Source organism: Bacteroides muris (ex Afrizal et al. 2022) (assembly GCF_004793475.1).
GTDB lineage: Bacteria > Bacteroidota > Bacteroidia > Bacteroidales > Bacteroidaceae > Bacteroides > Bacteroides muris.
This window is the reverse complement of sequence record NZ_SRYZ01000003.1, coordinates 172,324-187,103: the sequence shown is the minus strand read 5'-3', so window position 1 is coordinate 187,103 and position 14,780 is coordinate 172,324. Positions and strand designations below refer to the sequence as shown.

Below are 14,780 nucleotides of genomic sequence, written 5' to 3'. Positions count from 1 at the left end.
TGTACTTATGCCCTTGCAGCATGTTGTCATTGATTATTATACTATACATCTCTTGGGAAGAGATGTATTTGCCTCTGTATGTTTAAAGTAGGTCTAAAATGAGCTTATTGGCTTTGTCTATAATTTCTGTATTAAGTGAAGCCAGATATATCAGCGTTGTATTTTCAGAGTCGTGTCCCATTCCTTCGCTAATGACAGAAAGCGGAATGTTTTTGCTTTTGGCCACAGTGGCCCAAGAATGGCGCGCAACGTACATGGTGAGCGGTATGGAAAGTTGCAATATGCTGCCGATAAATTTTAATTTTTTGTTGACGAGGTGTAGCGCATTATTGTACTGTTTTCTTTCTTCTTTTCCTATCTTATGAATGATGGGGAGCAGATAAGGTGATTCTTGGGATATGTGGTATTTTTCGAGTATATCTTGCATATCTCGTTCCCATCGTATGCAAAGACGTTGTCCGGTTTTCTTACGTCGATAGGTGAGGATTCCGTTTTTCAGGTCATTTTTTTTCAGGTAAGCCATATCCACAAATGACATGCCTCGGGTGTAGAAGCTGAATAAAAACATGTCGCGTGCATAGTCCAATGAGGGGCAGTGTGACAAGTCCAGGTTTCGGATGTTGCGAATGGTTTTTATGGGCAGTCCTCGCCGTATGGTTTTCTCCACTCCCGTATAGACATTCTTGAAAGGGAATACTTGTTTCGTAAAGCCTTTCTCTACCGCCCGGTTGTACACGGCCCGCAGTATTCGGTTGTAGAAGGAGATGGTGTTCATGCTCACTCCGGTCGATTTGAGATAGGCCTCATAGGAAGCCGTCAAGTCTGCGTCGAAATCTTTCCAAAGTACATCCTTTCCCTGACGGAAGCGCATGAAGCTGTTGAGCGTACACGTGTAGGTCTCGCCGGTGCGCACTTTGCCTAGTCGGTGCATGCGGTCGATGTTTTCTTGCATGAATAGTTGTAAGGTTGCTTTGGGCGAAGCATTGTTCTTTGCCTGCTTGCTTTGCGTGGCGGCAAGCTTTGATTTGTTCTTGATAGATGCCATGAATTAAAAAAATTAAAGTGGATAAAATATTGCTGCTGTTTTGATGCAGCTTTCAGGAGGCAAAGATGTGGTTTTTAGTTGAGATACAAGTGTGTGCTTTGGCATCGGAGCACACACTTGCGCTTGGTTATCTGATTTTTTCCCGGATTTTGGTCAGGTATTTCTTCATTCCTTCCGCATCCTTATTGCTGATGATTTCCAGCAGGTTCTTCAGTTCCAGACGGATGTTCTCCACTTGTGAGGGGGTGCGCGGATTGAAAAGAATTTCTTGGAGCAGGTAATCATCTTCGCTCAGCAGACCTTTGGCGATGGCCATGTGCTTTTTGAATGTAGTGCCCGGAGCTTCCTGGTGCTTCATGACTGCCGAAAACACAAAGGTGGAAACAAAAGGAATGGATAAGGAATAGGCTACGGTTTCATCATGTTCGTCGAATGTATATTCAAAGATATTCAGCTTCATGGTCTGGTAGAGGTCTTTGAAGAAGATTTTGCCCAAGTGGTCGCCTTCGCTGATGATGATTGCATTCTCTGTATTCAGGTTGCTGAGGCTGGCGAAAGTGGGGCCGAACATAGGATGTGTCGACACGTAGCGAAAACCGCTTTCATCGTAGAACTTCTTCAGCCCGGTCTTTACCGAGGCGATGTCGCTGATGATACAGTCTTTGGGCAGTACCGGCAACACTTGACGGAAAGCGTCCAGTGTGTATTTCACCGTAGCGGCATTTATGACTAGCTCCGGCTCGAATTCTTTGATTTCTTCCAGCGTGGTGAAGCGGTAGGTGTTATAGACAAAGCGCAGTTGGTGCGGGTTGACGTCGAACACGGCCGTCTCGTGCTGGAAACTCAATATGTCTGTAAAGAAAGAGCCCATTTTCCCGGCTCCAAGTATTAATATTCTCATGATGTTTAATGTGCTGATATTGGTGCATTGAATAATTACTTGTTTATAATTTCCATTTGTTGCCTCACGCTCTCTTCGTGTATCGCCTCAAATACCTTTTTGATGAATTCGGCATCCATGCCGCACAATGCGCCTTGCGAGCCGCGTTTCTCGAGAATCTCGTTGTAGCGTCCGGTTTGCAGGATGGTTATGTCGTGCTCTTTCTTGTAAGTGCCGATTTCTCGTGCCACACGCATTCGCTTGGCCAGCTCCTGAATAAGATTGTTGTCGCATTCGTCAATCTGCTTGCGTAATTCACTGAGATTTTCGGTGCTTTGCGTTTCCTTGCGGATGACGAGCAGGTTGAGGATATAATCGAGCACATCCGGGGTGACTTGCTGGGCTGCATCGCTCCAGGCACAGTCCGGGTTGCAGTGGCTCTCGATAATCAGTCCGTTGAAGCCCAAATCCATAGCTTGCTGGCAGAGCGGGGCAACGAGTTCGCGCTTTCCACCTATGTGGCTGGGGTCGCAGATAATGGGCAGGTTGGGGATGCGTCGGCGCAGCTCAATGGGAATATGCCATTGGGGCAAGTTACGGTAGAGCTTTTTGTCATAGCTGCTAAACCCGCGGTGGATGGCACCCAGACGCTTCAAGCCTGCATTGTTGATACGTTCCAAAGCTCCAATCCATAGCTCCAGGTCAGGATTTACCGGATTCTTCACCAGTACCGGGATATCTACGCCTTTCAGTGCGTCGGCAATTTCCTGTACGGCGAAAGGATTGGCGGTGGTACGTGCGCCTATCCAAAGAAGGTCAATTCCAGCCTTCAGGCATTCGTATACATGCTTGGCGGTAGCAACTTCTGTAGAAACATACATGCCGGTTTCTTTCTTTACCTCCTTCAGCCATGCAAGGCCGTCTACGCCTACTCCTTCGAAGCCGCCCGGTTTGGTACGCGGTTTCCAGATACCGGCACGGAATAACTTGAGGCCTTTGTCTGCCAATTGTTTGGCTGTGCTCATTACTTGTTCTTCGGTTTCGGCACTGCAGGGGCCGGCTATTACCATAGGGCGTTTGTTCTCAACACCGGGCAATGTGATAGGTTCTAGTTCGAGTTCCATATTCTTTATTTGTTTAATAATATTCTTTATTTATACTCTTTTTCTCTTATAATTCTTTCCCTCTCGGGAGACCTTTCTGAACGCGGTTCCCAAGATTTACCAAAACGTCGGAGAGAATTTTACTAAATCATTCCTCTCGTTTTACTAAATCTCCGGTGGAGTTTTTGTAAACGGGGATTCCGGATTTAGGTTGTCTATCTCCTGCTTGTAAGCATTTATTTCATACTCTTGATGCGTTCCAATGCTTCTGCCAGTTTATTGTCCTTACAGCAGAGTGAGATGCGGATATGCCGTTTCCCGTTGCTTCCGAAGATAAACCCGGGAGTGATGAATACCCTGGCTTTATGCAGCACGCGTTCGGTCAGTTCTTCTACGTCTGTACAACTGTCGGGAATCTTGCCCCAGAGAAACATTCCTACCTGCTTTTCGTCGTAGGTACAACCCAAGGCATGCATGATTTCTCCTGCCATCCGGCGGCGGTTACGGTAGTTCGCGTTGTTGCCGTCATACCAGTCCTGCTCTGCTTCCAGAGCGGTGGCGGCTGCCAGTTGCATGGCACGGAACATACCGCTGTCGATGTTGCTTTTTACTTTCAGTATCCATTGTACGAAGTCGGCATTCGAGGCAAGCATGCCGATACGCCAGCCCGGCATATTGTGGCTTTTGCTCATGGAATTGAATTCTATGCAGCACTCCTTGGCACCCGGAATGCTGAGGATGCTGATGGGATGTTCGTTCAGGATGAAACTGTAAGGGTTGTCGTTCACGATGACGATATCCTTGCGGCGTGCGAAGTCCACCAGCTTCCGGTACAGTTCCGGTGTTGCATTTGTCCCTGTGGGCATATTGGGATAGTTGGTCCACATCAGTTTTACACGACTCGTGTCCATCCGTTCCAGCTCGTCGAAGTCGGGCATCCAGCCGTTTTCTTCTTTCAGGTCATAGTTCACGACCTCGGCGCCGAGAATCTTGCTTAATGAAGTATAAGTAGGATAGCCGGGATTAGGAACCAATACTTGTTCGCCGGGATTGACAAAAGCCAGTGTCACGTGCAGGATGCCTTCTTTGGAGCCGATGAGCGGTTGTATCTCTGTGTTGGGATTCAATGCTACACCGTACCATTTTTTGTACCAGTCCGCAAAACCGCGGCGCAGTTCGGGGATGCCTACGTAGGGCATATAGCCATGTCCGTCTGGATTGCAGGCGGCTTCGCAAAGTGTTCGGATTGTTTTTTCGGAAGGTGGCATGTCGGGGCTTCCGATGCCCAGGCTGATGACGTCCTTGCCTTCCGCATTCATTTGTGCCACTTCTTTCAGTTTTTTCGAGAAGTAGTATTCGCTTACGCTTGCCAGACGTTCAGCCGGCTTTATCTTAGATGTTTGACTTTCCATCTTCATATTCTCCTAATATTTTCAGTTCTTTGGTCAGCGGTGTGATGGCCGCAATGGATTGTTTATATCTCAGTACATTGTCGAACACGACATCTACGTAAAACTGGTATTCCCATTCCCGTCCGATGATGGGCAGTGATTGTATCTTGGTCAGGTTGATGCGGTAGAAGGACAAAATGGACAATACCTGGGAAAGGCTTCCTTCGGTATGGGGAAGGGTGAATACCATGCTTGCCTTGTTGACGTCCTTGCTACGGTGCCGGTTCAGCTCATCCACTTGCCAAGGGTCGGCCACTACCAGGAAGCGGGTGAAGTTGTGCTTGTTTGTTTCGATGCCTTCCTGCAGAATCTTCATGCCGTAACGCTCTGCGGCTGCTTTGGAGCAGATGGCGGCATGACCTTTCAGGTTTTCTTTTCGGATGATTTCGGCACTGCGGGCAGTATCTTCGCCTTCCACCACTTTTATACCGGGGTGCTGTCCGAGGAATTCACGGCATTGCATCAGGGCGATGGGGTGGGAGTTGACCTCAGTAATATCATCCCAGTCTTCATCGGGCAGGCAAACAAAACTATGGGAAATGCGCAGCTTGTACTCGCCGATAATCTGTGCGCCACTTTGGCGTAATAGCTCATTGTTGTGCAGCAGACTACCTGCAATGGTGTTTTCTATTGCCAGCATTCCTATGGTCTGACTGTCTTTCTTGATGGCGCCGAATACGTCTTCAAAGCTGGCGCAACAGATTAACTCTATTTCTTCTCCTTCGAAGTACTTGTGTGCGGCGATGTCGTGATACGAGCCTAATGTTCCTTGAATGGCTACCTTTTTCATTATTTTTATTTTCTTGGTTATGCTATAAAAAAAATCCCGCTTCCATACGATGGAGCGGGATTCTGTATATTTACTTGTTTCTCTATTCAGTCCTTAAGCATCACTGTCACTTGATACATACAAACTCCCGCTCTACTTTCTGGCTAAAGTAAAAGTAAAAAAAGAAGTAATATGCATAAGTAAATGACTTCATACTTGTATTCTCTGTTTTTTGGATTACGCGACAAAAGTAATGCTTTTCTTTTATATACAAACAAAAAACAATGTTTTTTTTAGGGATAGTAGCAATTTAACTTATTTCCCTTTGATTTGTACAATGACTTGAACCGGACGATGGTCGGATGCAATGGTATCTTCTATGACTTTTCGGTATTGCACATCAAACCGATACCCATTCTTGGAATAGCCATAGATGTAGTCTATACATTGGTTGGGACGGTCTGCCGGGAAAGTACAAGAGGTTGTGTCATTGAGGGTGGCAAAATGTTTTGCCAATTCCAGCTGAGGAGCGCTTGCTGGTGCAGAGTTCATGTCGCCTGCCATCAAAATGGGCTTATCGAGGTTTTGCAAGGCTTTTTCTATCAATGGCACGGCAAGGAGCTGGTCCTCTGGAGTGAGAGACTGGTGTGTGGCACAAAATACATAATCTTTATATTCTGCAATAATGAAGGTGCGTTTTTCTTCCCGTCCGGGCATTGGAATAATCTCGTATTTTACGGGTATCTCTCTGGAGAGAATTCCGATGCCGTAGCTTCCACCCTGAAAAGGAATGGCTGCTGCATAGGTGCCGTGCATTCCGGTCAGTTTTTCTAGCTCTCCAAGAGTATGGATTCCTTTGTTGCGCACCGTTATACTGTCAAGCTCCTGCAGGGCAACTATGTCAGGAGAAGTTTGACTGATAACATTGGCAATGCGTTGGTAATTGTACTCCTTGTCCATGCCGATGCAATTATGTACGTTATAGGACAGTATGTTCACTTGCTGTGCATGGGCAGGTGCGAACATCAGTACAAAAAGTACTGACAGAAACAAATTTCGTTTCATTGGCGGCAATAATTGAATTTGTTATAATCCCAGGATATTACCGGTTCTTCCCTCCGGCTGGTTACCATATTGTCCGTTAAAGTTCTGTATTTCCTTAGGATTGAGTTCCAGTCCTTTCTTCATGTCTTCTGCAGAACCTTCCTTGTCGCCGTTCAGTAACTTGGCGCGTCCGCGCTCATGATAGGCCTCTGCGAAATTGGGGTTCAGTTCTGTGGCTTCCGTAAAGAGCCCGATGGCTTCTGTCAGCTTATTTTGGGTGATGTAAAGCTGGCCTAAGTAGAGGAAGGCTTGTTCGTTAAAGGGATTCAGCTCCGTTACTTTCTGATAACTGCTTTCAGCTTTTTCTTTGTTTCCCGTAGCTTCTTCTATCTTTCCGCGGAGCAAGATGGCACCTTCGTCTTCCGGGTCTTGTGCCAGAATGGCGTCTATGTCTTCCATCGCTTCCTTATATTGTTGCATTTGTGCCAGAGCCTCGGCACGGAGCAGACGGGCTTCAGTAAAATCATCTTTCAGTACGATGGCTTTCGTAAGATGGGCGATGCACATGATGCCGTCTCCTTGCCCATTGTCCGCTTTGCCTAGCAGGTAGTGTGCTATGGCGTTGCCCTCTTCTATCTCGATAGCCTTCTTTGCTGCATCTGCCATGGCAGGATAATCTTCCTGCATGTAGCATACGTTGGCAAGACTGAGGTAGGAGGAGGTATGTTCCGGTTCTATTTCGGTCATGCGTTCCAGCAGTTTGTGTGCCTCGTCCAGTTTGTTGGTCTGGATGCAGACTTGGACGAGATATCCCATGGTTTCAAAGTCTTCCTGAATGGCAAGAGCTTCAGTAAAGCATTTGATAGCGTAGTCTGTACGGCCCATGCGTTGTGCACGCATACCGTCATACTTGAATATCTCAAAATTCTTCTGTTCGTTTTTTTGTTTCTCATTTTCCGGATTGTCTGACTTGCCGGAGAAAAAAGATTTAAAGAATCCCATAAGTGATTACAAATTAAAGAATTAAAAATTAAAAAGGAAAAGGTGGGCATGGCTGATAAGTGATGTTCCTTTCAGTGGCAGGGCATTCTTTTCCAACGGCAAAAGTAGTGAATTATTTTTTGATTTGAAGCATTCCGTTGACAGCAATTACCTTGCCTTCGTCCAACAATCCATGTAACACATCGATGAACATGTTTTTATCAGCCGGTATTTGTTCTGCCAAAGTGGCCGGAGTTTGTTGTTTGTCAGATAGGGCTTGAAGAATCTTTTCAGAAAGTTCCTTTTCCGAAAGGTGGTCGGAAGTTTTCTTGTTCCTCAAACTGATGCAGGTATCGCATTGTCCGCAGTCGTGTCCGTTTTTCTCTCCGAAGTAGTGCAGCAGCATCCGGCTGCGACACACGGTGTCGCTGCTCACGTAATCCAGCATGGCACTTATGCGTTTCTCGTATCGCTTTTTGCGTTCCTCGTACACGGCGGGAGGAATTTGCAGGTGACGCATTTCAACTCTCTCTCGCGTGTATATTATATATGGTGTCTTTTTGCGGGGGATGTAACTGACGATACGTAGCTTGGCAAGGTGGATGAGCTGTTCATACACTTGCCGGCGTGTGAGCCCGGTGCGTATGGCCAGTGATTCTTCATTGATGAAAGCATGGTCTGTGAAGACTCCGGTATAGGAGCGGAGAATGGTTTGGATGAGTTTGTCCATGTCTTCGCCGAGTTCCCTCAGTTTATAAAGCTCGTCTCGCCGGATAGTGAACAGTAGCCGGGATGCGTTGTCTTGTTCATCTGTATATTCCAGGTATCCCGCTTGTGTCAGAATCTTTAAGGCACTGTCCACGGGAACGGGGAAATACTTGAACTTTCGGCAAAAGTCTTCTATATTGAATTCGCGTACACAGCCTTGTCCATCTCCCATTGCCATCTGGTAATAGTATTGAAGATGCTCATATACTTCTTTTATATACTCTTTTTCAGGAAAGGTGTCGGGAATGCGTTTGTGCAGTGTTGCCTTGTCCGACTTGGCGTAAAGGACGACCGCGTAGGCTTTTTGTCCGTCCCTTCCGGCACGTCCTGCTTCTTGAAAGTAGGCTTCGATGGAATCGGGCAAATCCATGTGGATGACAATCCGTACATCCGGTTTGTCTATACCCATACCGAATGCATTGGTGGCGACCATGACACGGCTTTCTCCTGTCTGCCAGCGTTGTTGACGGATGTCTTTGGTGGCGTCATCCAGTCCGGCATGGTAGAAATCTGCGGTGATGTCTTCGTTGTGTAGCAGTTCGGTAATTTCCTTGGTGCGGCGACGGTTGCGCACATAGATGATGGCGCTTCCGGGCATACGGCGCAGGATGTGCAACAGCTCTCCCGTCTTATTTTCTGTTTTGCGGACGATATAGGCGAGGTTTTTGCGTTCGAAACTCATACGGAACACATTTTCCTTACGGAAATGCAGACGGGCCTGGATATCTTTCACTACTTCCGGAGTGGCGGTGGCTGTCAATGCCAGGATTGGTACGCCGGGCAGCAGTTTGCGTATTTCGGCTATCTTCAGATAGGCTGGACGGAAATCGTAGCCCCATTGTGATATGCAGTGGCTTTCATCTACCGTAATCATACTGATTCTCATCTTTTGCAGTTTGGTGCGGAAGATTTCTGTATCGAGCCTTTCGGGAGAAATATAGAGAAACTTGAAATTGCCGAATATGCAGTTCTCCAATGTGACGATGATTTCCTGCCTGCTCATGCCCGAGTAGATGGCAAGTGCCTTGATTCCTCGCTTTTTCAGGTTTTGTACCTGGTCTTTCATGAGGGCAATCAACGGGGTGATGACCAGGCAAAGTCCTTCTTTGGCAAGCGCCGGAACCTGAAAAGTGATGGATTTTCCTCCTCCCGTGGGCATTAGTCCCAAAGTGTCCCGTCCCTCGGTAATGCTGTTGATGATGTCTTCCTGTATCCCCCGGAAGGCGTCATGACCCCAGTACTGCTTTAAAAGCTTTATCTCCAATCCACCCCCTCCGGTTCCCCCGTTATCGGGAGAGAGCAATCCCGCAAGGAGGGGAGTTTTGAAGTTGCTATTGCTGCTCATTACTTTACTGAACTTTTTTACTACTTCTTATCGTTGAACTGATGTTTTCTCCTAATTAAGTATTAGTGATTAATTATCTTATAGTATCAACCGATATTTATCATTTCCTTATATAATGCAGTATTATCCTTATTTCCTTCTTACGGGATTATCCCCCCCTATAACGGAGAACCGGAGAGAGGGGGAGGGGAGAGGCTTTTAATTCGGTTTTATGTCTTCAATCTGCAATTGTACCTCGCCTCGTTTATGGGTATTTTCCTCAATGGAATAGCAAATGTCGAAGGAACGTTTGGTCTTGATGAAGCGTACGTGGGAACTTTGTCCGAAAGCGATGCCGTTCATCACATTGTTTGATTTGTTGTCCACCAATTCCAGCTTGATATGTTCCTGGTCTCGCCCTACGACTTTACTGGTACCATAATCATAGACATTGTGCGTGCAGAAAATGGGTTTGGCATTGTCCGGACCGAAAGGATTGAATTTCTTAAGGTCGCTGAAGAATTTCGGAGTGATGTCTCTGAAATCAATCTCGGCATGGATATCGATGACGGCACATGTCTGTTCCGGCAGGATGTTTTGTGATACGAACTTTTCGAAACGTTCGATAAAGGCTGGTACATTTTCCACCTTCATGGAAAGACCGGCAGCGTAGGTATGACCTCCGAAGTTTTCCAGAAGGTCGCGGCAGTATTCAATAGCTTTGTAGACGTCGAATCCGGAGACGGAACGGGCGGAACCGGTTGCCATATCATCCGTACGTGTCAGCACTACTGCCGGGCGGTAATAGATTTCCGTCAACCGGGAGGCAACGATTCCGATGACGCCTTTATGCCAGTCTTCATTGTACAATACAATGGAACGGCGGTCGACAAGTCCGTCCAAATCGGCCACAATCTTATTGGCCTCTTCGGTCATGGTTTTGTCCAAGTCCTTGCGGGTCTCGTTGTATTGATTGATTTGTCCGGCTTTCTCCAGAGCAAGGGAGAAATCTTTTTCAGTAAGCAGGTCAACGGCTTCTTTTCCGTTCTGAATACGTCCGGAGGCATTGATACGGGGACCTATTTTGAATACAATGTCACTGACAGTGATATCCTTGTCCGTCAGTCCGCATACATCAATGATGGCTTTCAATCCTACACTGGGATTGCTGTTCAACTGCTTTAGGCCGTGGTAGGCAAGAATACGGTTTTCACCCATAATGGGGACAATGTCCGATGCGATGCTGACAGCGCAAAGGTCTAATAGGGGAATCAGGTGATGGAACTCGATGCCATTGTTGATGGCAAATGCTTGCATGAACTTGAAACCTACGCCGCATCCGGACAGATGCTCATAAGGATAGGTGTTGTCTTCCCGTTTGGCATTCAGAATGGCTACGGCAGGAGGCAGTACATCATCGGGGACATGATGATCGCAGATGATGAAATCAATGCCTTTCTCCTTGGCATATGTGATTTCTTCGATGGCTTTGATACCACAGTCCAATACAATAATCAAGCTTACGCCATTCTCTGCGGCATAGTCTACTCCTTGGATTGAAACTCCATATCCCTCATTGTAACGGTCGGGGATATAGTAGTCGATGTTCGAATAGAACTGTTGAATAAACTTGTAGACCAATGCCACAGCCGTGGTACCGTCTACGTCATAATCTCCATAAACAAGAATGCGCTCTTTCTTTCCCATTGCCTTATTCAGGCGCTCTACGGCTATATCCATATCCTTCATCAGAAATGGGTCGTATAGGTCCGGTAGTTGGGGGCGGAAAAATTTCCGGGCATCCGCTGCCGTTGTTATTCCCCGCTCCGCCAGCAATTTTCCCAATATTGGGCTAATTCCCAATTCTTGGGCCAGTTGTTGGCTTGCTTCTGCCTGTTCGGGTGTAATGGGTTGATAATTCCATTTGTGAGTCATTTTATATATTGTTTTTTCTTTTTCTGTCTCAATATGTTGGGGAGCAGGAAGGTTCAATACGTGCACTTTTCTCCAACAAGGTGTAAAGGTATGAAAAACTCTTGAAATGGAGGTGAATTCCAGAGAAAAACTTTATAGGTATACATAATTCTCCGTCGAAAACCTTTATTTTTGCATCTGCTAAAAAAGAATTGTTATGCTTGTCCTTATCTCTTGTGCGAAGACCATGGCATCACGCTGCTCGGTTGTCGTGCCTGAAGTCACGGTGCCGAAATTCGAAGCGGAGGCTGTGCGTAATGCGTTGGAAATGTCGCAGTATCCAGTATCCGAATTGGAAAGGCTTCTTCGGGTGAATACCAAAATTGCCACCGAGAACTGTTTGCGTTTTCATGATTTCTGTTCGGAAGAGAATCATCCGATGCCGGCTATTTGCGCCTATACCGGAGCTGTTTTCAAACGCATTCTTCCGAAGGATTTTTCAGTGGAGGATTTTCGTTATGCGCAAGAGCATCTGCGTATCACTTCTTTTCTTTATGGGCTGCTTCGTCCGCTGGACGGCATCAAACCCTATCGTCTGGAGGGAGATATCCGCTTGCCCGAAAAAGGGGGAGTCTCCATGTTTGATTATTGGAAACCCTTGTTGACGGACTGTTTTATAGAAGAAATTAAAAATAGTGGTGGTGTTCTTGTTAATTTGGCAAGTGCTGAAATGAAGGACTTGTTTGAATGGAAGCGGGTGGAGCGGGAGGTGCGCGTTATTACGCCTGAGTTTCAAGTGTGGAAGGACGGGCAGCTGAAAACCATCGTCATCTATGCCAAGATGTGCCGGGGAGAGATGACGCGTTTCATTGTCAAGAACCGCATAGGGCGTCCTGAAGACTTGAAAGCCTTTGCTTGGGAAGGCTTTGCTCTGGATGAGAGCCGCAGCACGAATCATCATTGGCAGTTTACGCTTTTCCCCTGAGAGGGGGCGGTTTGTTCCCTTCTTAAAAATGTTGTTTGCAGAAAGTGGGTTGTTGATAGCTTGGCCGTATTTGATGTGATATAAGTCTGTACTATTACGATTCTCTTCCTTCTTGAAGGAGAGGAAACCATGCGGGTGAAGTTGCACACGTTATTTAAGAAAGCGCTTTGGTACTTGGACCAAGGATGCTTTAGTATGTGGTCAAGGCTGCTTCTGTCTGCTTTAGAAGATGTCCGGGCTTTATTTCAAGATTTATCTTCAGGCTGGATATGTATATCTTCAATTTGAATATTTATATCTTTAGGCTGAATATTTATATATTCAGGTTGAAGATAAACTTTGAAATATGCTCGATACTGCTTGTTAAGTAGGCTGAGCCGACTTTATGCCCTATTCTTGGCATCCTTGGTATTATAGGCTTGTCTGCTGTTGTCTTGTTCGTATCCCGGCAGTCTCACTATGCTTGATGTGGCGGATGTGGCCTTTGTTCGTATCTTGCACGGATTTTGCAGTAAATCTTTGCGCAAAATGAAGAACTAAATGCGCAAATTGGGATAAGAATGGGAAACGAACCCTCTATTTTTGCACATGCCAAAACTTAAAAGAGATATACTATGGGAAAAATTTGTTTGCGGATATGCTGTGCATTAGCTTTGGTCGTTTTCGTATCGGCTTCTCAGGCTTGTGCAGGGGATGGCGGTTCCCGAACCGCTGATATGCTTGTGCAGGCAGGTGGCAGAAACGTGGCTTGGATGAAGTCTCTTCATGACACACTTCCCGTATGCAAAGTTTCTATTCCGGGTACGCACGACAGTGGAACCGTCAAAGGAGGCCCTATGTTGAAAACGCAGTCAACGAATATTCCAGCCCAGTTGCAGCAGGGCATCCGTGCTTTTGATATTCGTTTAGAGAAGAAAAATGGTAAATTGGGTGTATTCCATAGCCATGCTTTTCAGGATATATATTGGGAAGACGATGTGCTTCCCGCTTTCATCGGTTTCTTGCAGGCACATCCTTCCGAAGTTCTGATTGTTTCATTGAAAAAAGAAGGGGGCGAGTCGCAGGATTATGCTTCTCTGTTGTCTGTTTCTTTGAGTATCCCTGCGCATCAGCGTTATTTCGTGATGGATTTTCGTCCGGAACTGACAGTGTGGGATTGCCGCGGAAAGATCCTGTTCCTGCATAGGGATTACGTCATGGATGATTATCCGGGAGCTGCATGCGTGGGCTGGAAAGACAACAGCACTTGCTTGTTGACCCTTCGCAATAGAGATGGAAAAGAAGGCTGTGTGCTGCTTGAAGATGAATATCAATATGAATCGGGCAAGGATGCCGGCAAGAAAACAGATGTCTCTATCCGCAACCTGGAACGGATATCTGCCGAACCGGTTTCTTCACGTCAGTGGGGCATCACGTTTGTGAGTGCCACGGGGTTGCCTTTGGGAACTCCTAAGGTGTTTGCGGATAAGGTGAATGGGCCTGTAGCGGATTATCTGAAGAAGCAGGGTAAGCGGAATTGCGGCATTGTTTTTATTGATTTTGTCGGTGAGCCCGGTGGTAAGGCCTTGGTAGAATACCTGATTGATAGCAATGTTTGCGCAAAATGAAGAATTATATGCGCAAATATGGGTTTTAAAAAAGAACCGGTTTCCTAATTTTGTGCATGCTAAATGTCTTAAAATTATATACCTATGAAATTGTCAATAGATTTAGGAGGAACTAATATCCGGATAGCACAAGTAGAGGGCGGAAAGTGTCTGAATAAGGTGTCAGTACCTTGCTTGGCTCAGCAGGATGCTTCTACGGTGCTCAATCAGCTTTCTCAGCTCATTCGTAGTGTGATGACTGAAGAAGTGGATGGAATTGGTATCGGAGTTCCCTCAATCGTTGACCCCCAAAAGGGGATTGTATATAATGTTGCGAACATATCTTCCTGGAAAGAGATACACTTGAAGGAGGTGCTGGAGGAAGAGTTCAAAGTGGCAGTTGCTGTTAATAACGACTCCAACTGTTTCGCTCTGGGTGAATGCTTGTTTGGCGAGGGACGCTCATTTTCCCACATGGTGGGTATTACTATCGGGACGGGTATCGGAGCTGGTGTGATTGTAGGCCGTCGTTTGTATTGCGGGCAATATGTAGGTGCGGGAGAAATAGGCTCGCTTCCTTATCTGGACAGTGATTTTGAACATTATTGCAGCAGTTTTTTCTTTAAGCGTTATGATACTACCGGTCTGCTGGCTGCCGAAAAAGCAGCGCAAGGAGAGCAAACCGCTCTGGAGCTTTGGAAAGAATTTGGCAAGCATCTGGGGAATCTTATGAAAGCAGTCCTTTATACTTATGCGCCGCAGGCTATAGTTTTAGGAGGCGGTATTGTGTCGGCTTTTCCTTTCTTTAAAAATGCTATGGAACAAACAATGCAAAGTTTTCCCTACAAGATTATATCGGATAATGTGAGTGTGGTGGCTTCGCATCAAAAGGATTCCAGTTTATTGGGTGCTGCCGCTCTTCTTGAGTAA

General features: G+C 46.4%; 12 protein-coding genes. 3 read left to right on the top strand and 9 right to left on the bottom strand.

Annotated features, from left to right (window positions below; all coding sequences use genetic code 11):
- Window positions 1-82 precede the first annotated feature (82 nt).
- The 9 genes from E5355_RS02775 to recJ all read right to left on the bottom strand — a co-directional run bounded on the left by E5355_RS02775 (window position 83) and on the right by recJ (window position 11,300).
- Entirely contained in the window at window positions 83-1,045 is a 963-nt protein-coding gene (locus E5355_RS02775) for a site-specific integrase (RefSeq protein ID WP_016273094.1), read from the bottom strand.
- A gap of 127 nt (window positions 1,046-1,172) precedes the next feature.
- Window positions 1,173-1,946, bottom strand: a complete 774-nt coding sequence (locus E5355_RS02770; protein WP_016273093.1) for a prephenate dehydrogenase/arogenate dehydrogenase family protein — start codon at window positions 1,944-1,946, stop codon at window positions 1,173-1,175.
- 35 nt (window positions 1,947-1,981) lie between these two features.
- Window positions 1,982-3,049, bottom strand: a complete 1,068-nt coding sequence (locus E5355_RS02765) for a bifunctional 3-deoxy-7-phosphoheptulonate synthase/chorismate mutase type II (RefSeq protein ID WP_016273092.1) — start codon at window positions 3,047-3,049, stop codon at window positions 1,982-1,984.
- Between the two features lie 215 nt (window positions 3,050-3,264).
- On the bottom strand, window positions 3,265-4,446 hold the full coding sequence (locus E5355_RS02760; protein ID WP_016273091.1) for a pyridoxal phosphate-dependent aminotransferase: 1,182 nt from the start codon (window positions 4,444-4,446) through the stop codon (window positions 3,265-3,267).
- Window positions 4,421-5,269, bottom strand: a complete 849-nt coding sequence (locus E5355_RS02755; protein ID WP_016273090.1) for a prephenate dehydratase — start codon at window positions 5,267-5,269, stop codon at window positions 4,421-4,423. The genes E5355_RS02760 and E5355_RS02755 overlap by 26 nt, the downstream gene beginning before the upstream one ends.
- Before the next feature lie 294 nt (window positions 5,270-5,563).
- Entirely contained in the window at window positions 5,564-6,313 is a 750-nt protein-coding gene (locus E5355_RS02750; protein ID WP_136009088.1) for an endonuclease/exonuclease/phosphatase family protein, read from the bottom strand.
- Window positions 6,314-6,334: 21 nt separating this feature from the next.
- A complete protein-coding gene (locus E5355_RS02745; RefSeq protein WP_016273088.1) occupies window positions 6,335-7,294 on the bottom strand; it encodes a tetratricopeptide repeat protein in 960 nt (319 codons plus the stop codon).
- Between the two features lie 112 nt (window positions 7,295-7,406).
- Window positions 7,407-9,386 carry a RecQ family ATP-dependent DNA helicase gene (locus tag E5355_RS02740; protein WP_246866874.1) on the bottom strand — a complete coding sequence of 660 codons (1,980 nt, stop codon included), beginning with the start codon at window positions 9,384-9,386 and terminating at the stop codon, window positions 7,407-7,409.
- 198 nt (window positions 9,387-9,584) lie between these two features.
- Window positions 9,585-11,300 (bottom strand): single-stranded-DNA-specific exonuclease RecJ, encoded by a 1,716-nt coding sequence (gene recJ, locus E5355_RS02735; protein WP_136009087.1) that lies wholly within the window; start codon window positions 11,298-11,300, stop codon window positions 9,585-9,587.
- Window positions 11,301-11,496: 196 nt separating this feature from the next.
- Here recJ and yaaA point away from each other — a divergent pair, with 196 nt between their 5' ends.
- From yaaA to E5355_RS02720, 3 genes are all read left to right on the top strand, one after another.
- A complete protein-coding gene (gene yaaA, locus E5355_RS02730) occupies window positions 11,497-12,264 on the top strand; it encodes a peroxide stress protein YaaA (RefSeq protein WP_136009086.1) in 768 nt (255 codons plus the stop codon).
- A gap of 614 nt (window positions 12,265-12,878) precedes the next feature.
- Complete coding sequence (locus E5355_RS02725; RefSeq protein ID WP_136009085.1) at window positions 12,879-13,871, top strand: phosphatidylinositol-specific phospholipase C; 993 nt, start codon at window positions 12,879-12,881, stop codon at window positions 13,869-13,871.
- 84 nt (window positions 13,872-13,955) lie between these two features.
- Window positions 13,956-14,780 carry an ROK family protein gene (locus E5355_RS02720; protein ID WP_136009084.1) on the top strand — a complete coding sequence of 275 codons (825 nt, stop codon included), beginning with the start codon at window positions 13,956-13,958 and terminating at the stop codon, window positions 14,778-14,780.

Coding starts and splice junctions, on each gene's coding strand:
- E5355_RS02775 (WP_016273094.1), bottom strand. CDS start 1,045: ATGGCATCTATCAAGAACAAATCAAAGCTTGCCGCCACGCAAAGCAAG.
- E5355_RS02770 (WP_016273093.1), bottom strand. CDS start 1,946: ATGAGAATATTAATACTTGGAGCCGGGAAAATGGGCTCTTTCTTTACA.
- E5355_RS02765 (WP_016273092.1), bottom strand. CDS start 3,049: ATGGAACTCGAACTAGAACCTATCACATTGCCCGGTGTTGAGAACAAA.
- E5355_RS02760 (WP_016273091.1), bottom strand. CDS start 4,446: ATGAAGATGGAAAGTCAAACATCTAAGATAAAGCCGGCTGAACGTCTG.
- E5355_RS02755 (WP_016273090.1), bottom strand. CDS start 5,269: ATGAAAAAGGTAGCCATTCAAGGAACATTAGGCTCGTATCACGACATC.
- E5355_RS02750 (WP_136009088.1), bottom strand. CDS start 6,313: ATGAAACGAAATTTGTTTCTGTCAGTACTTTTTGTACTGATGTTCGCA.
- E5355_RS02745 (WP_016273088.1), bottom strand. CDS start 7,294: ATGGGATTCTTTAAATCTTTTTTCTCCGGCAAGTCAGACAATCCGGAA.
- E5355_RS02740 (WP_246866874.1), bottom strand. CDS start 9,386: ATGAGCAGCAATAGCAACTTCAAAACTCCCCTCCTTGCGGGATTGCTC.
- recJ (WP_136009087.1), bottom strand. CDS start 11,300: ATGACTCACAAATGGAATTATCAACCCATTACACCCGAACAGGCAGAA.
- yaaA (WP_136009086.1), top strand. CDS start 11,497: ATGCTTGTCCTTATCTCTTGTGCGAAGACCATGGCATCACGCTGCTCG.
- E5355_RS02725 (WP_136009085.1), top strand. CDS start 12,879: ATGGGAAAAATTTGTTTGCGGATATGCTGTGCATTAGCTTTGGTCGTT.
- E5355_RS02720 (WP_136009084.1), top strand. CDS start 13,956: ATGAAATTGTCAATAGATTTAGGAGGAACTAATATCCGGATAGCACAA.